The organism is Tsuneonella sp. HG094, from assembly GCF_053819285.1.
On record NZ_JBSORA010000001.1, the window covers coordinates 2,172,994 to 2,192,381 of the forward strand.

A 19,388-nucleotide genomic window follows, 5' to 3' on the forward strand; every position below is an offset into this window, starting at 1 on the left:
TGCGAATTAAGCGCTTGATCGGGACTAGTCGACCGTCTCATCGTCGCGTTTGACTTTCCAGCGGTCGTCCAGCGCCGTAGACAGTGGGCGATGACCTTGCGCCCCGCCGTTCCCGCCGACATTCCCGATCTGGTCGAAGTCTCTCGTGCTGCATTCATCGACGCGTTCGGCCACCTCTACGATCCGGCCGACCTCGATGCCTTCCTGAGCGAATGGCGCTCGCCCGAGCGGTTCGCCGCCGCTGTCGCCGATTCCGATACCGCGGTCACGCTGGCGACCGAGGACGGGCAAATCCTCGGCTACTGCCTGACGGTGTTCGGCAAGGGCTTCGACGAGCGGCCCGAGCCGCAACCGGCGCGTCCCGCCTACCTCAGCCAGCTTTACTGCAGCCAGGCGGCGACCGGCAAAGGCCTCGGCAAGGCGCTGATGGACGACGCGATCGCCGCCGCAAAGGCGCGCGGATGCGATGCGGTGCAGCTGTCGGTGTACAGCGAGAATGTCGGCGCGCAGCGGTTCTACCAGCGGGTCGGGTTCGCCAAGGTCGCCGACATCGATTTCTGGGTCGGCAACCAGCGCGACGACGAATTTCTCTACGAACTGAAACTCTAGGCTACATCCACTTCCAACGGCGGAAGAAGAACAGAGTTATTCCGCCGAAGCCCGCGCACAGGGCGGTCACGAACCAGAACCCCCGCGGATGCCCCGCAATGTCGGCCCATGGCATCCCGCCGACGTTGATCCCGAACAGGCCGACGAGGAAGCTCAACGGCAGAAACACGGTCGCCACCAGCGTCAGGCGGCGGTTCGTCTTTTCGGACCGGGCGAGCGCGCGGCTGCGCAGTTCGTCCATCAGGACGACCGCGCTTTCCTTGCTGACGTCGATATCGTCGATGAAGCGGCGGAGCAGCGCGATCGTTTCGTTGATCTCGCGCCGGTCGTGCTTCTCGAACCATTCGGGCGCATCGCGGCTGATCGATTCCAGCGCCACGTGCTCGGGCCCCATGTGCCGCTGCAGGGCGAGCGCGCTGCGGCGGATGGCGACGATCTCGGCGAGCAGCTGTTCGTTGTCCACCGTGTCGAAATCGAGGTCCTCGAGCCGGTCGATCTCGTCGTTCATGTCCACGATCACGCGATTGATCCGGTGGACCATGTGTTCGGCGAGCGTGGTGATAAGCGCCCCGGCATCCTTCGGACCACGCCCGGCGTCGATATCGTCGAGCACATCGCGCGGGGTCTGCAGCGGGTGGCGGCGCAGGGTGACCACGCGCACCCCGTCGGACCAGAGCTGCATCGAGACCATGTCTTCCGGCGCGGCACCGGGATTGAAGTTAATCCCGCGAAGCGTGGCGATCAGCTTGTCGCCGTCGCGAAATGCGCGCGGGCGGGTGTCGTCGCTGGTGAGCAGCTCGGCGGTCGCCTCGGGAATGCCGAACTCGCTTTGCAGCCATTCGGTCATTTCCGGCTGGGTGCGGTCTATATGGAGCCACAGCACCTCGCCCGGGCGCGATGGCTGCCAGCCCTGCGCGCGCTCCCACGAGATGTGATTGCCGCCCCCGCGACCGTCGAGCACACGCCCGATCAGCAGCGGTCCGTCGCAGGAATGGTCGTCGGTGGGGTCGGCTGCCGCATTCATCCGCGCCTCATGCCGCAACACGTCTGGCGTGTCATCATAGCAAGCGGGGCCCCGGACGGTACGCCCGGAGCCCCACGTTGCTTCTTTCAGGAAGTCTTACTTGGCAGTCTTGATCCGCTGACGGATCACCTTTGCCAACGCATCCGAACCGCTGGTGGCGGTGCATCCGGCGCCGGTGCTCTTGCCGGACGCAAGAACGTTGACGGCCACGTTGCACACGTTCGCGGCGACCGAGACCGGCACCTGCACGACGATCTGGTTGTCGTTGAGCAGGTCGAGGTCGTTGAGGGCGTTGACCTCCACGTCGGTCAGGATGTCCTGCAGGATCACGTTGCCGACGGTCACGGGGATGAGACCGGCGGGCGCGTTGACCTGCGGCGCGCTGACCTGGGCGGCCAGCGGGACTGCGATGGTGGCGGTGGCAACCGACAGGGCGGCGGCAATGGCGATGGTACGCATGGCATTCTCTCTCTTTGCTTGTCTGAAGCGAGCACCCACCTGATCGCGCCAATCCGGGTTGGACGGAGGCAGAAGCGCTTGGGGCACGTTAAGTGCCTGAAATCTCGTTCATATGGGACAGTAGGAGCTGTGCCTGCGTTCAGACGACAAGGCGGGTGGCCGGAAGCTGTCATTGCTCCTTCATCGCCTGCGGCCTATATCGCCGCCCATGTCCTCGATCCGTCCGTGGCGCGACATCGCGCGCCGTCAGTCCCGCCAGATCATGGTCGGCAAGGTGCCCGTCGGCGGCGATGCGCCGATCAGCGTGCAAACGATGACCAATACCCCGACCGAGGACGTCGCGGCGACGATCGACCAGATCCGCCGCTGCGAGGATGCGGGCGCGGACATCATCCGCGTTTCGTGCCCCACCGAAGAGGCGACCCGCCACTTCGACCAGATCACCCGCGCCGCCAAGGTGCCGATCGTCGCCGACATCCACTTTCACTACAAGCGCGCGCTGGAAGCTGCCGACAAGGGCGCCGCGTGCCTGCGGATCAACCCCGGCAACATCGGCTCGAGCGAGCGCGTGGCCGAGGTCGTCCGCGCCGCCAAGGCCAACGGCTGCGCGATCCGCATCGGGGTCAATGCGGGCTCCCTCGAAAAGGACCTGCTCGAGAAATACGGCGAGCCCTGCCCCGAAGCGCTGGTGGAGAGCGCGCTCGACCATATCAAGCTGCTGCAGGACCACGATTTCCACGATTACAAGGTGGCGGTGAAGGCGAGCGACGTGTTCCTCGCGGTCGCCGCCTACATGCAGCTTGCCGAAGCGGTCGATTGCCCTCTGCACCTCGGCATCACCGAGGCGGGCGGACTGATCGGCGGCACGGTCAAATCGAGCATCGGCATCGGCAACCTGCTGTGGGCGGGCATCGGCGACACCATTCGCGTCAGCCTGTCGGCCGAGCCCGAGCAGGAAGTGAAGGTCGGCTTCGAGATCCTGAAGTCGCTCGGCCTGCGCACCCGCGGGGTCCGCATCGTCTCGTGCCCGTCGTGCAGCCGCCAGGGCTTCGACGTGATCCGCACGGTCGAGGCGCTCGAAAAGCGGCTCGAGCATATCAAGACGCCGATGAGCCTCTCGGTGCTCGGATGCGTCGTCAACGGCCCGGGCGAAGCGCGCGAGACCGACATCGGCATCACCGGCGGCGGCGCCGGCAAGCACATGGTCTACCTCGCCGGAGTGACCGACCACCACGTGCAGTCCGACCGGATGCTCGACCACATCGTGACCCTTGTGGAAGCCAAGGCCGCCGAGATCGAGGCGGACATGACCGACGCCGGCCACGCAGACGAAGTGGTCGAGGCGGCGGAGTAACGGTGGCCCTGTCGATCCGGCCCGCCACGCGCGCCGACTTGCCCCTCATTGCCGACCTCATCCGCGAACTCGCGGAGTACGAGCGGCTGGCCCATGACGTGCGCTTCGACGAGGCGATGCTCGCGGAGCATCTGTTCGGACCCCGGCCATACGCCGAGGTGATCATTGGCGAAGTCGACGGGATGGCGCACGGCTTCGCCTTGTTCTTCCACAATTTCTCGACCTTCGAAGGCAAGCCGGGGATTTACCTCGAAGACCTGTTCGTGCGGCCCGCCGCGCGCGGGGCTGGCCTCGGCAAGGCGCTGCTGGCCGAGTTGGCGCGACTGGCGGTGAAGCGTGAATGCGCCCGGCTGGAATGGTCGGTGCTCGACTGGAACGCGCCCTCGATCGCCTTTTATCGCGGGTTCGGTGCGCGCTCGATGGACGAGTGGACGACGATGCGCGTCGATGGCGACGCGCTTGGCAATCTGGCGGCAATCGCAATCTGATGCGCTCCGCCCTTCTCGCCCTCGCCCTTGCCCTCGGCGGATGTGCGACCGCACCCGTCGCGCATCCCGAGGCGTCGCTCTTCGATGCTACGGCCGACGCAAGTGCCGCTTTCGCCGCAGCGCGCGAACGATCGCAGTCGACCGGCAGACCGCTGATCGCGGTGCTCGGTGCAAACTGGTGCCACGACAGCCGCGCGCTGGCCGGATGGCTCGAGACGCCGCGCTTCCGCCAGCTCGTGGCCGACCACTTCGAGCTGGTCTTCGTCGACGTCGGCCATCCCCAGACCGGCGAGGGTCGCAACCGGCAGATCCTGCAATCGTTCGGCATCGCCGAGATGACATCGACCCCGGCGCTGCTGGTGATCGCGCCCGACGGCACGTTGCTCAACCGGACAAGCGCGACGAAATGGGGCAATGCGGCGAGCCGCAGCGAACGCGCGATCTATGCCGAGCTCGCCTCTTTCGCGCCGCGTTCACCCGCGGGATAGGGCGCTATGGTATGCTGACGGCATGAAGCGGCGGGACATCCTGGCAGGCACCCTTGCGACCGGCGCTGCGCTGGCGGCCGCGCCCCTGCGCGCGCAGGTCCCCTCCGTGCCCAATTCGCTCGGTCTGCGTGACCGGCGCCTGTTCGCCATCGCGCAGGAACAGCTCGCGCGGCATGGACAGGGGTTGTGGGCGCGCGACGTCGTCGGCGTGGTCGACTTCGGCCTGCGCTCGAGCGACCCGCGCCTGCATATGGTCGATTTCGATCGCGGCGTGGTGGACAGTTACCACTGCGCGCACGGCATGGGCTCCGACCCCGAGCACGACGGCTGGCTCAACTGGTTCTCGAATATCGAGGAATCGTGGTGCACCAGCAAGGGCGCCTACATGACCTTCGGCTGGTACACGGGCAAGTTCGGCACCTCGATCCGCCTCGAAGGGCGCGAACCGAGCAATTCGAACGCGCTGCGCCGCGCCATCGTGATGCACCGCGCCGCCTATTGCGAGCCGGGGCACCTCGAACGCTACGGCAGGCTCGGCCGCTCCAACGGTTGCTTCGCGATGAGCGACGCCGACTTCAAGCTTGCGCTGCTGCGGCTCGCGGGCGGAAGGCTGCTTTTTGCCGACAAGCTGGGTATCGGCCCCAATGGCGAGCACGTGACCGAGCCGCCGAAGGACCTGGTGCCCCTCGTCCCCGAGGGTGCACCCCAACCGCCCAATCCGGGCGCGTTTTAGCCGGCGTCAGGTCGTCTGCAGGTCGTCGACGATCTCGACGGCCTTTTCGCTCGTGGCACGGGCGCGGTTCTGTTCGCGGGGCTTGTCGAAGCTCGCCAGCACCGGCGCGTCGCGGCCGTAGATGTCGCTGAATTCGCGCAGCTTGCCCGAGATGTCGCGGCCCATCGTGAAATAGGTGATGTAGACAGGCATCGACTTCTGCACCGGTACGCGGGTGTATTTCCCGCTGGTGCTGATCGCCACCGCCTCGTCCGCCGCGGCCTTGCGCGTCTCGGGCGTGTTGGCGAGGTTGCCGAGAATCGCGATGGTGATCGCCAGTTCCTGCGCCCGTTCGGTGCGGATGCAGCCATGCGACAGCGCGCGGTTCTCGGTGTTGAACAGGTTGCGGTTCGGTGTATCGTGCAGGAAGATCGCGTGCGGATTGGGCATGTCGACCTTCATCAGGCCGAGCGAGTTGTTCGCGCCCGGCTGCTGGACCACGGTGACGAAGCCCGTCTCCTTGTCCTTCCAGCCCTTGTAGCCAGCGGCTTTGGCCCAGCCGGGGTTGCCGAGCACCTTCGCGCCCAGCCCCTCGCCCTTCACGATGGACTGCGGCACGGTCCAGGTCGGGTTGAAGATCACGCCTTCGACCGTCTCGGCGAGCTGCGGGGTCGCGGTTCGGCCCGGCTTGCCGACGATCGTCTTGTAGGTGCTGATGATCTTGTGGTTGACCGTCAGCCGGAGCTGGTACTCGGGGACGTTGGTGAGCAGGTACTGGTTGCCGAGGTCGCGGGCGAGCCAGCGCCAGCGGTCCATGTTGGCGCGGATCAGCTTGCGCTTGGCCGGAACGGTGGCGGCGGCCAGCTCTGCCTTGAGCGCCGCGTAGTCCGGATGACCGGGGTTGAGTGCCATCAGGCTGGCGGCGACCGAGTGCTTCGCCAGCGCTTCGGCCATGATGTCGCCGGTGCGATAGCGATCGGGATCGGGATCGACCACGAACCACTGCTTGCGCGCGTCCATCGGCGTGCGCCCGTCGCGCAGGTCCTCGACCAGCCACGCGAAACTGCGGCTGGCCGTTTCGTTGAGCGCGGCACCGGGACCGGCGGCAATGGCTTTGTCGAGCTCGGCCGGCTGGTAGTCCCTGGGATCGAGCCCCTCGGCGCCGATCGACGCGATCACTCCGGCGAGCGTCCTCGCATCGGCGACGGTCCAGGTCTGCACCAGCGGCGTCACCGGCTGCACGGTCGCGGCCATCTCGGCCTTCTGGCCCATCGCGTCGATCGAGGCGGTCACCTCGTCCGGGCTGGCGAGCTTCTCGGCCTTGATGGCGGGCTTTTCGCTGGGAAGGAGGTTCGCCGGCGCCTTGCCTTGTGCGAACGCGATTCCCGGCAGCGCCAGCATCGCCGCGCCCGTCAACCACATCCGCTTGTTCACCTCGATCACAATCATGCCCCTTAGAGTCTGCAGGCACGGTATATAGCGCCCTTACCCCGCCCCCTTCAACGCGCGCGGCTGAAGCTCGGCTGAATCCGGCTTGACCGGTGGCACGATTGCCACGAACCGCCGCCACGTCATGCCGCGTTCCGATCATCCCGTCCTGCCGGTCCTCGCCGCGGTCGCCGCGATCGGCCTTTTGAGCCTGATGGACGCGTTCATGAAGAACGCCGCGCTGGCGGTGGGCGCCTACAGCGCGCTGCTGCTGCGCGCGCCGATCGGCCTTGCCATCGTCGGACCGACGTGGCGACTGACCGGCGGGCGCTGGCCGGCCCGCGCGGCGCTGAAAATCCACCTCATTCGGGGCGCGGTGGTGACCGCGATGGCGTTCCTGTTCTTCTTCGGCCTCACCCGCCTGCCGCTCGCGCAGACGATCGCAATCAGCTTCGTCGCCCCGCTCATCGCGCTGTTCCTCGCGAGCGTATTGCTGGGCGAGCGGATCGGGCGGCCTGCGATTATCGGCGCCGTGCTGGGCCTGGCGGGAGTCGTCGTGATCCTCGCGGGCAAGATCCTGCGCGAGTCGATGGGCGGCGGTGCGCCGCTGGGCATCGCCGCGGTGCTGGCTTCGGCGGTGCTCTACGCCTGGAATCTAGTGCTCCAGCGCCAGCAGGCGCTCGTCGCCAAGCCGCTGGAGGTGGCGAGCTTCCAGAACGGGGTGACCTTCCTGCTGCTCGCGGTCTTCGCCCCGTTCTTCCTCCACCTGCCCCAGCCCGGCGAGTGGCCGGACATCGCGATCAGCGCGGGCCTTTCGGTGTCCGGAGCGCTGCTCTTCACCTGGGGCTATGCGCGGGCCGAGACGCAGCGGCTCGCCCCGCTCGAATACACCGGGTTCCTGTGGGCAGCGCTGTTCGGGTGGTTGTTCTTTGCCGAGGCGGTGACCCCGGCAACGATCGCGGGAGCTACACTCATCGTGGCGGGTAGCTGGATCGCCACCCGCGGGGCCCCGCCGCCGCCCGAAAACGCCGTCGCGTGACTTCGGTCGCGACAAGGATTCCTCGCCCCGCCCACCCTTGACGCAGCGCAGCGTAGCGCGCAGGTGCGGCCCGAAAATCAGCCCCATTCAAGGCAAGGACAGGAACGCGCATGACCCAGGTCGGCAAGGACTCGCTCGGCACCCGCAGCTCATTGACGGTGGGGGGCAAGGATTACGCCTATTACAGCCTCGCCAAGGCATCCGAGACCATCGGCGACGTCAGCCGCCTGCCGTTCAGCATGAAGGTCCTGCTCGAGAACCTGCTCCGCTTCGAGGATGCCGGCTTCACCGTTTCGGTCGGCCACATCCAGGCGCTCGCCGACTGGCAGAAGAACCCGGCCACCGGGGGCGAAATCCAGTACCGCCCGGCGCGCGTGCTGCTGCAGGACTTCACCGGCGTGCCCTGCGTGGTCGACCTTGCCGCCATGCGCGATGCCATCGCCAAGCTGGGCGGCGATACCAGCAAGATCAACCCGCTGGTGCCTGTGAACCTCGTGATCGATCACTCCGTGATGGTCGACGAGTTCGGCCATCCCAAGGCGTTCGAGGAGAACGTCGAGATCGAATACCAGCGCAACCTCGAGCGTTACGACTTCCTCAAGTGGGGATCGAAGAGCCTCAACAACTTCTACGCCGTGCCGCCGGGCACCGGCATCTGCCACCAGGTGAACCTGGAAAACATCGCGCAGGCCGTCTGGACCAGCATGGACCAGAACGGCGCGATGGTCGCCTATCCCGACACCTGCGTCGGCACCGACAGCCACACCACGATGATCAACGGTCTCGGCGTGCTAGGCTGGGGCGTGGGCGGGATCGAGGCGGAGGCGGCCATGCTCGGCCAGCCGGTCTCGATGCTGATTCCCGAAGTCGTCGGCTTCAAGCTGACCGGCAAGCTCAGGGAAGGCGTGACCGCGACCGACCTGGTGCTGACCTGCACCAACATGCTGCGCAAGCACGGGGTGGTCGGCCGCTTCGTCGAATACTTCGGCCCGGGCCTCGCCTCGCTCAGCCTCGCCGACCGCGCGACGCTCGCCAACATGGCGCCCGAATACGGCGCGACCTGCGGCTTCTTCGGGATCGACGACAAGACGCTCGACTACATGCGCCTGACCGGCCGCGAGGAGCAGCAGATCGCGCTGGTCGAGGCTTATGCCAAGGAGCAGGGCCTGTGGATCGACCCAAAGGCCGCCGATCCGGTGTTCTCCTCGACGCTCGAGCTGGACATGGCGACCGTGGTGCCTTCGCTCGCCGGTCCGAAGCGCCCGCAGGACCGCGTCGACCTCGACCACGTCGACGAGGTGTTCGCCAAGGACATGGCGGAGACCTACAAGAAGAAGAACACCCGCGTTCCGGTCGAAGGCAAGGACTTCGATATCGGTGACGGCGACGTGATGATCGCCGCAATCACCAGCTGCACCAACACCTCGAACCCCAGCGTCCTCGTCGCCGCCGGCCTCGTCGCGAAAAAGGCCGACGAACTGGGTCTCAAGCCCAAGCCGTGGGTCAAGACCAGCCTGGCGCCGGGATCGCAGGTCGTCACCGATTATCTCGAAAAGGCGGGGCTGCAGAAGCACCTCGACAACATCGGTTTCAACCTCGTGGGTTACGGCTGCACCACCTGCATCGGCAACTCGGGTCCGCTCGCAGACCCCATCAGCAAGGCGATCAACGACAACAACCTGGTCGCCAGCGCGGTGATTTCTGGCAACCGCAATTTCGAAGGCCGCGTGTCGCCCGACGTGCGCGCCAATTTCCTCGCTTCGCCGCCGCTGGTCGTCGCCTACGCGCTCAAGGGCACGGTGATCGACAACTTCACCACGACGCCGATCGGCCAGTCGAAGGACGGTGCCGACGTCTATCTCAAGGACATCTGGCCGACGAACGAGGAAGTCGCCACGACGATGAACGCCAACGTCGACCGTGCGATGTTCCAGGCGCGCTATGCTGACGTCTACAAGGGCGACGCGCACTGGCAGGCGATCGACGTGACCGGCAGCGAGACCTACAAGTGGCGCGCAGGGTCCACCTACGTCGCCAACCCGCCGTATTTCGAGGGCATGACGATGACCCCGGCCCCCGTGACCGACATCATCGAGGCGAAGCCGCTGCTGATCTTGGGCGATTCGATCACCACCGACCACATCAGCCCGGCCGGATCGATCAAGGCCGACAGCCCGGCGGGCCAGTGGCTGCAGGAGCATCAGGTCGCCAAGGCGGACTTCAACTCCTACGGCGCGCGGCGCGGCCATCACGAAGTCATGATGCGCGGCACCTTCGCCAACATCCGCATCAAGAACGAGATGGTCCCCGGCACCGAGGGAGGCTTCAGCAGCTACAAGGGCGAGACCATGCCGGTCTACGACGCCGCGATGAAGCACAAGGCCGACGGCACCCCGTTGATCGTGATCGCGGGCAAGGAATACGGCACCGGCTCATCGCGCGACTGGGCGGCGAAGGGCACCAACCTGCTCGGCGTGCGCGTAGTGATCGTCGAAAGCTTCGAGCGCATCCACCGATCGAACCTCGTCGGGATGGGCGTACTGCCGCTGCAGTTCAAGGACGGCGAGAGCCGCGCCTCGCTCGGCCTGACCGCCGACGACAGCTTCTCGGTGCGCGGCCTTGCCGACATCCAGCCGGGCCAGGATGTCGAGGTCGAGGTGACCAAGGCCGACGGCAGCACGACTAGCTTCATCGCCAAGTGCCGCATCGATACGGCCAACGAGCTGGAATACTTCTTCAACGGCGGCATCCTGCAGTACGTGCTGCGCAAGCTCGCGTCCTGATCGCGGGCTTCCGGCCAAGAGGAAAGGGCGGCCCGCTTGCGCGAGCCGCCCTCCATCAGCCGGAGTCCTGCTTCGAGGCTCAGTCCGCCGGCTTTTGTTTCCGTTTGCGGCGGACCAGGGCCGCTGCGGCGGCCGCACCGAACAGGACCATCATCGGCGGCGCGGGAACCGGGGTGCCGCTGGTCGACGACCAGCCCGAAGAACCCGAAGACGAACCTGACGAGGAAGAACTCGACGAAGACGAGCTGCTGCTGCTCGAGCTGGTCGAGGTGCTCATGTTGCCCGAGCTCGAACCGCTGGTCGAAATCCCGCTGCTGCCCGACGACGAGGAACTGCTGCCCGACGAGCCGCTGCTCGATCCGGAGGAACCGTTCGATCCGCCCCAGCTCGACGAGCCGTGGCCCGGCTTGCCCGACGAACCGCCCGAACTCGAACCGCTCGAGGAGGAGGAGCTCGATGAAGACGACGAGGAGGACGACGAGGAACTGCTCGACGAGGAGCTGGAGACGTTGCCCGAGGTCGAGGTCGACGTGCTCGAATAGTTGCCCGACGAGCTGGTCACGTTGCCCGACGAGGTCGAGCTGGAGCTCGTGACATTGCCCGAGCTGCTGCTGACATTGCCCGAACTCGACGACACGTTGCCCGAGCTGGAGCTGACGTTGCCCGAAGTCGAGCTGACGTTGCCCGAACTCGAGGTGGAGCTGACATTACCCGAGCTCGAGGTGCTCGTGCTGGTCAGCCCCCCGGTCGATGTGGAGGTCGAACCGCCGGTCGAGGTCGAGGTGAACCCGCCGGTCGAACTCGACGACGAGGTCGAGCCGCCGTTGTTCGAATTGTCGATGTCGATGTTGATGCCGCTGGTGGTGCCCGAGCTGCCCGACGTCGAGGTGGTCGAGGTCACGGTCACATTGCCGCCGCTCGAACCGCCGCCACCGAAGAAACCGCCGAAGAAGCCGCCGCCGAAACCGCCGAAGCCGCCGCTGCCGCCGATCACCGTGGTGCCGCCGCCGCTGCCGCCGCCGAGCGGGGCCGGGGGTGGGAGCATGATCGGCGCCATCGCATAGGCGTAGGTCGGCGGGCACTGGGCGTCGACGCCGGCGTAGCCGCCGCCGCCGACCGCGCCGGAGGTCGCACCGTAGGCGCCGATCGAGGCTGCGCTCGCGGGCACGCACTCGACTTCGCGGCGAACGATCCGCCGGGTCCGTTGCACGGACTTGGGCGCAGGCCGCTGGACGATCGTGCGAGCGCGCTTGACCGGCTTGGCCGTCCGCTTGATCGACTTGATGGTCTTCATCGTCGTCGCGTTCGCAACCGGCTTTTCCGCGACGTGGACCGCGCCGCCGACCAGCAGGGCGGTGCCTGCAGCAGTGGCGGACAGTTTCGCGAGGGCCATCTTGACCGACATGGGCGCTACTTTCGTTTCCTCAGTCGGGGCGCCCGCCGGCGGGTCCGGTCGAACGTGCCCCTGTCACATCAGGAAACGGCAGCCACCCCTTACCGACAATTGAATTAACCACGTTATTTCGCGCATCGGAGCGATTTTCCGGTCTCGAATGGCCCGACGTGGCCGACCTGTGCCAGAACGGAACCGGTTGGCTAACGCCATTAACCGATCGTGCGCGCGACCGTCGCCAGCGCCGGGCTAACGACGAATCGCTACTTGCCCGGATCGAACAGACCGCCCTGCGGCGGCGCAGGGGGTTGCATATCGAGGTGCGTCCACCCGGCATCGTTGAGGCAGCGCCCGCGCGCGGTTCGTGCCACCAGGCCCAGTTGGATGAGGTAGGGCTCGATCACTTCCTCGATCGTGTCTCGCGGCTCGGACAGGCCCGCGGCGAGTGTTTCCACTCCCACCGGACCGCCCTTGTAGATGCCTGCGATCATCCGCAGGTAGCGGCGGTCCATCGCATCGAGGCCGAGGTTGTCGATCTCCAACCGGGTCAGCGCGGCATCGGCGACCGCCGCCGTCACCGAAACGTCGCCCTGCACGTGCGCGAAGTCGCGCACCCGGCGCAGCAGCCGTCCCGCGACGCGCGGCGTGCCGCGGCTGCGGCGGGCGATCTCGCGCGCGCCGCCCGGCCCCAGCGGCAGGCCGAGCAGCCCCGCACCGCGCGTCACCACGCGCTCGAGTTCCTCGACCGTGTAGAAGTTCAGCCGCACTGGAATGCCGAACCGGTCGCGCAGCGGTGTCGTCAGCAGCCCCTGCCGCGTCGTCGCGCCGATCAGCGTGAACGGCGGCAGGTCGATCCGCACCGATCGGGCCGAGGGCCCCTCGCCGATGATGAGGTCGAGCGCACGGTCCTCCATCGCCGGGTAAAGCACTTCCTCGACCACCGGATTGAGGCGGTGAATCTCGTCGATGAAGAGGACGTCGTTCGCCTCGAGGTTCGTCAGCAGCGCGGCAAGATCGCCCGCCTTGGCGATCACCGGGCCACTAGTGGCGCGGAACCCCACGCCGAGTTCCTTGGCGACGATCTGCGCCAGCGTCGTCTTGCCCAGCCCCGGCGGTCCGAAGAACAGCACATGGTCCATCGCCTCCCCGCGCGCCTTCGCCGCATCGACGAACACCCGCAGGTTCTCCCGCGCCGCCTCCTGCCCGACGAACTCGCCGAGCGACTTCGGGCGCAGCGCGGCGTCCGGGTCGTCAGGCTGGCGCTGAGGGGTGTGGAGCGGATCGATGCTCACCCCGCCGCCCTCTTCAGTGCCACGCGGATGAGGTCGCCCTCCGCCGCGCCTTCGCCCAGTTCGTCGATCGCGCGGGCGACGGCGGCCGCGGCGATCTGGGGTTTGAAGCCGAGGTTCTGGAGCGCGCTGACGGCGTCGGCGCTCGCCCGGCCCTTCGGCAGGGCAGCGGCAACGCCCGGTGCCGACGGCAGCGCGCCGGCCTTGTCCTTCAATTCGTTGACGATGCGGCTTGCGAGTTTCGGTCCCACCCCGTTTGCGCGGGCGACGGTGGCGGCGTCCTGTGCGGCGCAGGCGCGTTGCAGCTCGTCGGGGTTGAGCGCGGAGAGGATCGCCAGCGCGACCTTGCTGCCCACGCCCTGCACCTGGGTCAGCAGGCGGAACCAGTCGCGTTCGGTGCCCGAGGCGAAGCCCAGCAGGCGCATGTCGTTCTCGCTCACCTGCAGGTCGGTGTAGACGGTGCACGCCTCACCCGGTTCGCCCAGCGCGGCGAGCGTCTTCGACGAACAGTGGACGAGGTAGCCGACACCCGCGACGTCGATCACCGCCCAGTCGGCGCCGGTTTCGTCGAGCAGGCCCTTTAGCTTGGCGATCATGTTGCGTGCCTGGCAATCATGGTTTGTTCCTGCCCGAGCGGGGCGCGCTTGGAAAGGGGGGGCCGCTAACTCATCCGCCGCAGAGTTGCTTCGGGCCTTCCGGGACCCTAGGTTGGTGTCATGGGTCCGAAGCTCCTGCTCTCCTTGCGCCTATGGGCGGCCGCGATGCTCGCGGTGATCGGGCTGCAGGCGATACCGACGACCGCGCTGCCTACGCACGTGACCCATGGCTCGGCCTTCAGCGCGAGCACGCAGGAGCAGTCGCTCGGCGCGCGCCGGGCGGAAGCCGGCGAGGTGCAGGTCGCGCCGCAGCCGCAGCCGCTCCCCCAGTTGCCAGTGCTGCCCATCGAACGATTGCGCGATTCAGCGGAAGACGCGGCACCGTGGCCTGCCAACCGCCAGACCGGCCCGCCCGCGCGGCCAATCCCGCTTTATGGAGGCGCGACTCCCCGCGCACCCCCCGTCCCGAACTGAACTTCGCATTCCTGCGCCCCTTGCGGGCGCCTCAGTTCATTCAGGACGAAATTTTCATGACAGACATCACTTCCGTTCCCGCTGACGGCGGGATCGACCGTTTCGACGCGGTCGAAACCCTTCTCGCACGCTATCCCGAAATTTCCGAAGCGGAGATCGCCTCGCTCAAGACATGGTTCCGCAAGGAAGCCTCGGCATTCGATGTTGCGAGCATCGCGAGCAAGGACTGGGTCTCCCCGGGCTACCAACGGTTTCGCGAGGACCACATCGACCGCTTCACCCCCAAGGACTTGCTCGGCGCGGCCGCCGTGGTGGCGGCAGTCGCGGTGCTGATTGCCTGGATGGTGCTTGCCGGCACCTGACGGGCGGCGGGGCGGCGGCCTTCTCTCCCCCCCTGTCGTCGCCCCGCCAACTATCTGACGTCGCAAGCATCACTTTTGCGCGCCGAAGCACGCGGCAAGTGGACTTGGCGCATGTTATCGGCAAGACCGCGCGGTCATGAGCTGGAACACTTTCGGACGCGTGCTGCGCATGACCACCTGGGGCGAAAGCCACGGACCCGCGCTGGGCGTCGTGGTCGACGGGTGCCCGCCGGGGCTGGCGCTGTCGGAAGCGGACATCCAGCCGTTCCTCGATGCGCGGCGGCCGGGGCAGAACAAGTTCACGACCCAGCGGCAGGAGCCTGACGCGGTGCGCGTGCTGTCGGGCGTGTTCGATGGGCTGACCACCGGCACGCCGATCAGCCTGATGATCGAGAACGTCGACCAGCGCAGCAAGGACTATTCGGAGGTCGCCAAGGCCTATCGCCCCGGCCATGCCGACTACGCCTACGACGCGAAGTACGGTTTTCGCGACTATCGCGGCGGCGGCCGATCGAGCGCGCGCGAGACCGCGGCGCGGGTGGCGGCAGGTGCTGTGGCGCGGCTCGTGATCCCCGAAGTCACGATCGAGGCCTTCGTGGTGGAGATCGGCGGCGATGCCATCGATCGCGCGAACTTCGACGCGGACCAGATCGGCAACAACCCGTTCTGGTGCCCCGATGCGGCGGCGGCGACACGCTGGGCGAAGGCGGTCGACGAGGCGCGGCTTGCCGGATCGTCGATCGGCGCGGTGGTCGAGTGCGTGGCGCACGGCGTCCCCACCGGATGGGGCGCTCCGCTCTACGGCAAGCTCGACGCCGACCTTGCGGGCGGCATGATGGGTATCAACGCGGTCAAGGCGGTCGAGATCGGCGACGGGTTCGCCGCCGCGCGCCTGACCGGAGAGCAGAACGCCGACCCGATGCGGCCCGGCAACGCCCAGGACGCAAGCAGCCCGCGCTTCGAGGCGAACCACGCTGGCGGCATTGCGGGCGGGATCAGCACCGGCCAGCCGATCGTCTGCCGGGTGGCATTCAAGCCGACGAGCTCCATCCTGACCCCGGTCGACACGATCGACCGCGACGGCAACGCGACCGAGATTCGCACTAAAGGTCGCCACGATCCGTGCGTAGGCATTCGCGGCACCCCAGTCGTCGCCGCGATGATGGCGCTGGTCCTGGCAGATCACAAACTCCTGCACCGCGCACAGTGCGGCTAGGCTTTCCGCGTCCCCTTATTTGGCTGATCCTTGCCCTGCCCGGCCTGTGGTCGGGCTGGCGCTGGGTCATGACCCCCGACGCCTACGGCTTCGGCCACGCGATCAAGGACAGCGGCGACTGGGCGGCTTGGATATTGCTGGCGACGCTCGCGGTCACGCCGCTGCGGCTGCTGCTGGGGACGAGCGCGTTCACTCGCTGGCTGCTGTTGCGGCGGCGCGACCTGGGCGTGGCGAGCTTCGCCTATGCCGCGGCGCACACCGCGATCTACCTGGTCGACAAAGGTTCGCTGGCGACGGTGCTGAAGCAGGCGGCGGATGCCGAACTGCTGACCGCGTGGCTGGCGCTTGGACTGTTCGTGCCGCTGGCGCTGACGTCGAACGACGTCTCGGTGCGCGCGATGAAGCGCGGGTGGAAGCGATTGCACCGGCTCGTCTACCCTGCTGCAGTGCTGGTGTTCGTGCACTGGGCGCTAACGGCATTCGATCCCGCGACCGCCTATGCCCACATCGCGATCCTGGTCGCCATCGAAGGGACCAGGATCGTGCTGCAGTGGCGCAATAGGCGCCGGTCCCGGGATTAGAGGGTCGTGTAGCTCCGCAGGCGGGCGACTTCCGCCTCGTCGACGTACTTGCCGATCTCGCGGTCGAATTCGGCCATGTCTTCGTAGGGGCGGTATTCCATGAACTCGTGGACCATCTTCGGGGTCATGCCGGGGATCAGCTTGATCGCATCCTCGCTCGCCGTGTTGAGGTTCACCGGCACGAACACGCGGGTCATCAGCTCGGTTGCGGCGGCCTTGCTGGTCGCCTTCTCGAGCGCGGCGGCAAACGCGGTGGCATCGCTGTAGGGGCGACCGGCGACGATCGCTGCGGCGATTTCGGGGGTCACGCCCGCGATACCCGAGAGCTGCGCTTCGGTCGCGGTGTTGGCATCGACGATCGTGCTGGCCGTCGCGGCGGGGGCGGCGGCGGTTTCGGTCGCAGCGACTTCGGCGGGAGCTTCGGCCGCTTCGTCCGCACCGCCCGAACAGGCCGCGAGGAGCGATGCCGAGCCGAGAGCGGCGGCGAGTACCAACTTACGCATAGAGAACACTTCCTTCTTGCTAAAGGTTCGCAATAGCGAGTGTCACACGCTCTGCGAAGGGTGTTTATTGTATCAGTATCGTCGCGATGGCGGCGGGTTCCCGAGGCACCGATCTTGCGCACAACGCAATGGATTCACGCCTCAGTTGCACTTTGCGAAACTTACGCGGGATTGATTGAAAATTCCGATGTTCGCAATCGCACAAAATAGCTTTTTTGCATCGCAGCAATGCGTATCTGGACCGGACCAGTTTCCAACCAATCCGGAGAAAAAGATCATGGGAATCATCGGCAGCACCATCAAGCCGTTCACCGCCACCGCCTTCCAGGCCGGCAAGGACTTCTACCAGGTCAGCGACAGCGACCTCGCCGGCAAGTGGGCGGTGTTCTTCTTCTACCCCGCCGACTTCACGTTCGTCTGCCCGACCGAACTCGAGGACCTCGGCGAGCACTACGCGATGCTCCAGAAGCTCGGCGTGGATGTCTATGCCGTGTCGACCGATACGCACTTCAGCCACAAGGCCTGGCACGACACCTCGGACAAGATCGGCAAGCTGCAGTACCCGTTCCTGGGCGACCAGAACCACGTGCTCGCCAACAATTTCGGCGTACTGCGTGACGGTGCCGGTCTCGCCGACCGTGCGACCTTCGTGGTCGATCCCGACGGCGTGATCCAGATCATGGAAATCACCTGCGAGGGCGTGGGCCGCAACGCGAACGAGCTCGTCCGCAAGATCCGCGCCGCACAGTACGTCCGCAACAATCCCGGCCAGGTCTGCCCGGCCGCGTGGGAGGAAGGCGCCGAAACGCTCGCGCCGAGCCTCGACCTCGTCGGCAAGATCTAAGCTTGAACGAGAGGTCCGGGGCGCGGTCAGCCCGCGTCCCGGACCGACCATCCTTTTCCGATCGGAGACCGCCATGCTCGACGCCGCGATGCAGACCCAGCTCAAGACCTACCTCGCCAACCTGCGCGAGCCGATCGAGCTCGTCGCCTCGCTCGGCGACGATGCGAAGTCGGCCCAGACGCGCGAACTGCTGACCCAGATCGCCGCGTTGCACGAGATGGTCTCAGCCACCTTCGACGGCAGCGACGATCGGCGTCCCAGCTTCATCGTCCGCCGCGCGAGCGACAACGCGCGCTGGGTCCGCTTCGCCGGACTGCCCATGGGGCACGAATTCACCTCGCTGGTGCTCGCCCTGCTGTGGGCCGGCGGCCATCCGCCCAAGGTCGATCCCGAACACCTCGCCGCGGTCCGCGCGCTGGAGGGCGACTTCGCGTTCGAGATGTACTTCAGCCTGTCGTGCCACAACTGCCCCGACGTGGTGCAGGCGCTAACGCTGATGGCGCTCGAAAACTCGCGCATCACTGCAACGCTCATCGAAGGCGGCACCTTCCAGGCCGAGGTCGACGAGCGCGGCGTGATGGCGGTACCCGCGACGTTCCTCAACGGCGAGCCGTTCTGGAACGGCAAGATGGATCTCGGCGAAATCCTCGCCCAGCTCGATACGGGGGCGAGCGATCGTTCCGCCGCCAAGCTCGATGCCGCCGCGCCGTTCGAGGTGCTGGTGATCGGCGGCGGCCCCGCCGCGGTCGCCGCGTCGGTCTACACCGCGCGCAAGGGTTTCCGCACCGCCATCGCCGCGACACGGATGGGCGGCCAGCTCAACGACACGCTCGGGATCGAGAACCTGCCCGGCACTTCCTATACGGAAGGACCGAAGCTCGCCGCCAGCCTCAAGGAGCAGGTCGACGCGAACGGTATCGAGACATTCGCGCTGGCGACTGCAGAGCGGCTCGAACCCGCCGACGCGCCTGGCGGCTTCCACACCGTCCACTTCGCTGGCGGCGGCAGCCTCAAGGCGCGGAGCGTAATCCTAGCGACCGGCGCGCGCTGGCGTAATCTGGGCGTGCCGGGCGAGGCGGAGTACCGCAACAAGGGCGTCGCCTATTGCCCCCACTGCGACGGCCCGCTGTTCAAGGGCAAGCGCGTGGCGGTGATCGGTGGCGGCAATTCGGGCGTCGAGGCGGCGATCGATCTCGCCAACATCGTCGGCCACGTCACCCTGATCGAATATGACGGCAAGCTGCGCGCCGACGCGGTGCTGCAGGCCAAGCTGCAGAGCATGGCCAACGTCACGATCCTCACGAACACCGCCACCACCGAAGTGCTCGGAGATGGCGGGAAGGTGTCTGGCATCACGGTCGAAGACCGCGCGAGCGGCGATAGCCGGACCGTCGAACTCGAGGGTGTGTTCGTCCAGATCGGCCTCGTTCCCAACACCGAGTGGCTGGCGGACGGCGCGCTCGAGCTGTCCGATCGCGGAGAGATCGCGATCGACAGCGAGGCGCGCACCAACCTGCCCGGCGTGTTCGCCGCAGGCGACGCCACGACGGTGCCGTACAAGCAGATCGTTGTCGCGATGGGTGAAGGATCGAAGGCCGCGCTGTCGGCGTTCGATCACCTCATTCGCACCGAACCGGCCGAGGCGATCGCACAGGCCGCCTGACCCTGCGCACCGGTCGCCGACAAATCGACCCACTCAATCAAACAATCGCAATCAATCTATTGGACCCATCAAGCACGTCCGCC

Annotated in this window: 21 protein-coding genes; 15 read left to right on the top strand and 6 right to left on the bottom strand. The window is 66.9% G+C overall.

Going from position 1 to position 19,388, the window contains the following annotated elements; all coding sequences use genetic code 11:
• Positions 1-90 precede the first annotated feature (90 nt).
• Positions 91-609: an N-acetyltransferase family protein gene (locus ACWPMX_RS10865; RefSeq protein WP_455700022.1), complete on the top strand. Its 519-nt coding sequence runs from the start codon at positions 91-93 to the stop codon at positions 607-609.
• 1 nt (position 610) lies between these two features.
• Here ACWPMX_RS10865 and ACWPMX_RS10870 read toward each other — a convergent pair whose 3' ends face one another.
• The gene (locus ACWPMX_RS10870; protein ID WP_455700023.1) at positions 611-1,633 is read right to left on the bottom strand and encodes a zinc transporter ZntB; all 1,023 of its coding nucleotides are present in this window, start codon (positions 1,631-1,633) and stop codon (positions 611-613) included.
• Positions 1,634-1,729: 96 nt separating this feature from the next.
• On the bottom strand, positions 1,730-2,092 hold the full coding sequence (locus ACWPMX_RS10875) for a hypothetical protein (protein WP_455700024.1): 363 nt from the start codon (positions 2,090-2,092) through the stop codon (positions 1,730-1,732).
• A 208-nt stretch (positions 2,093-2,300) separates the two neighbouring features.
• Between ACWPMX_RS10875 and ispG the strand changes: the two genes are divergently transcribed.
• Genes ispG through ACWPMX_RS10895 form a run of 4 tightly spaced genes read left to right on the top strand, consistent with a single transcriptional unit; the run spans position 2,301 to position 5,155 of the window.
• On the top strand, positions 2,301-3,446 hold the full coding sequence (gene ispG / locus ACWPMX_RS10880; protein WP_455700025.1) for a flavodoxin-dependent (E)-4-hydroxy-3-methylbut-2-enyl-diphosphate synthase: 1,146 nt from the start codon (positions 2,301-2,303) through the stop codon (positions 3,444-3,446).
• Positions 3,447-3,448: 2 nt separating this feature from the next.
• The gene (locus tag ACWPMX_RS10885) at positions 3,449-3,934 is read left to right on the top strand and encodes an N-acetyltransferase family protein (RefSeq protein ID WP_455700026.1); all 486 of its coding nucleotides are present in this window, start codon (positions 3,449-3,451) and stop codon (positions 3,932-3,934) included.
• Entirely contained in the window at positions 3,934-4,422 is a 489-nt protein-coding gene (locus ACWPMX_RS10890) for a thioredoxin family protein (RefSeq protein WP_455700027.1), read from the top strand. The genes ACWPMX_RS10885 and ACWPMX_RS10890 overlap by 1 nt, the downstream gene beginning before the upstream one ends.
• A gap of 22 nt (positions 4,423-4,444) precedes the next feature.
• A complete protein-coding gene (locus ACWPMX_RS10895) occupies positions 4,445-5,155 on the top strand; it encodes a murein L,D-transpeptidase catalytic domain-containing protein (protein ID WP_455700028.1) in 711 nt (236 codons plus the stop codon).
• A 6-nt stretch (positions 5,156-5,161) separates the two neighbouring features.
• Here the strand turns inward: ACWPMX_RS10895 and ACWPMX_RS10900 are convergent, their stop codons facing one another.
• Positions 5,162-6,556 carry a L,D-transpeptidase family protein gene (locus tag ACWPMX_RS10900; RefSeq protein WP_455700770.1) on the bottom strand — a complete coding sequence of 465 codons (1,395 nt, stop codon included), beginning with the start codon at positions 6,554-6,556 and terminating at the stop codon, positions 5,162-5,164.
• A 151-nt stretch (positions 6,557-6,707) separates the two neighbouring features.
• On the opposite strand from ACWPMX_RS10900, the gene ACWPMX_RS10905 reads away from it, so the two are divergent.
• The 4 genes from ACWPMX_RS10905 (at position 6,708) to ACWPMX_RS10920 (ending at position 11,448) form a co-directional block, all read left to right on the top strand.
• Positions 6,708-7,601: a DMT family transporter gene (locus tag ACWPMX_RS10905; protein WP_455700029.1), complete on the top strand. Its 894-nt coding sequence runs from the start codon at positions 6,708-6,710 to the stop codon at positions 7,599-7,601.
• 110 nt (positions 7,602-7,711) lie between these two features.
• Positions 7,712-10,384, top strand: coding sequence for an aconitate hydratase AcnA (acnA, locus tag ACWPMX_RS10910; RefSeq protein ID WP_455700030.1), 2,673 nt, complete (start codon positions 7,712-7,714; stop codon positions 10,382-10,384).
• 173 nt (positions 10,385-10,557) lie between these two features.
• Positions 10,558-10,926 carry a hypothetical protein gene (locus ACWPMX_RS10915; RefSeq protein ID WP_455700031.1) on the top strand — a complete coding sequence of 123 codons (369 nt, stop codon included), beginning with the start codon at positions 10,558-10,560 and terminating at the stop codon, positions 10,924-10,926.
• Positions 10,927-11,448, top strand: a complete 522-nt coding sequence (locus ACWPMX_RS10920; RefSeq protein WP_455700032.1) for a hypothetical protein — start codon at positions 10,927-10,929, stop codon at positions 11,446-11,448.
• Between the two features lie 592 nt (positions 11,449-12,040).
• Here the strand turns inward: ACWPMX_RS10920 and ruvB are convergent.
• Together ruvB and ruvA are read right to left on the bottom strand one after the other, a co-directional pair.
• Positions 12,041-13,069, bottom strand: coding sequence for a Holliday junction branch migration DNA helicase RuvB (ruvB, locus tag ACWPMX_RS10925; RefSeq protein WP_455700033.1), 1,029 nt, complete (start codon positions 13,067-13,069; stop codon positions 12,041-12,043).
• Positions 13,066-13,662, bottom strand: coding sequence for a Holliday junction branch migration protein RuvA (gene ruvA / locus ACWPMX_RS10930; RefSeq protein WP_455700034.1), 597 nt, complete (start codon positions 13,660-13,662; stop codon positions 13,066-13,068). The genes ruvB and ruvA overlap by 4 nt, the downstream gene beginning before the upstream one ends.
• A gap of 120 nt (positions 13,663-13,782) precedes the next feature.
• On the opposite strand from ruvA, the gene ACWPMX_RS10935 reads away from it, so the two are divergent.
• The 4 genes from ACWPMX_RS10935 (at position 13,783) to ACWPMX_RS10950 (ending at position 16,295) form a co-directional block, all read left to right on the top strand.
• Positions 13,783-14,136: a hypothetical protein gene (locus ACWPMX_RS10935; RefSeq protein WP_455700035.1), complete on the top strand. Its 354-nt coding sequence runs from the start codon at positions 13,783-13,785 to the stop codon at positions 14,134-14,136.
• A gap of 56 nt (positions 14,137-14,192) precedes the next feature.
• A complete protein-coding gene (locus ACWPMX_RS10940; protein WP_455700036.1) occupies positions 14,193-14,498 on the top strand; it encodes a hypothetical protein in 306 nt (101 codons plus the stop codon).
• Positions 14,499-14,634: 136 nt separating this feature from the next.
• The gene (gene aroC / locus ACWPMX_RS10945; RefSeq protein WP_455700037.1) at positions 14,635-15,714 is read left to right on the top strand and encodes a chorismate synthase; all 1,080 of its coding nucleotides are present in this window, start codon (positions 14,635-14,637) and stop codon (positions 15,712-15,714) included.
• Between the two features lie 68 nt (positions 15,715-15,782).
• Positions 15,783-16,295 carry a ferric reductase-like transmembrane domain-containing protein gene (locus ACWPMX_RS10950; RefSeq protein WP_455700038.1) on the top strand — a complete coding sequence of 171 codons (513 nt, stop codon included), beginning with the start codon at positions 15,783-15,785 and terminating at the stop codon, positions 16,293-16,295.
• On the opposite strand, the gene ACWPMX_RS10955 is transcribed toward ACWPMX_RS10950, so the two are convergent.
• Positions 16,292-16,798 (bottom strand): hypothetical protein, encoded by a 507-nt coding sequence (locus ACWPMX_RS10955; protein WP_455700039.1) that lies wholly within the window; start codon positions 16,796-16,798, stop codon positions 16,292-16,294. The two genes, ACWPMX_RS10950 and ACWPMX_RS10955, sit on opposite strands and share 4 nt — an antisense overlap.
• 277 nt (positions 16,799-17,075) lie before the next feature.
• Between ACWPMX_RS10955 and ahpC the strand changes: the two genes are divergently transcribed.
• Entirely contained in the window at positions 17,076-17,642 is a 567-nt protein-coding gene (gene ahpC / locus ACWPMX_RS10960) for an alkyl hydroperoxide reductase subunit C (protein WP_455700040.1), read from the top strand.
• Positions 17,643-17,715: 73 nt separating this feature from the next.
• Entirely contained in the window at positions 17,716-19,305 is a 1,590-nt protein-coding gene (gene ahpF / locus ACWPMX_RS10965; protein WP_455700041.1) for an alkyl hydroperoxide reductase subunit F, read from the top strand.
• Positions 19,306-19,388: the final 83 nt, after the last annotated feature.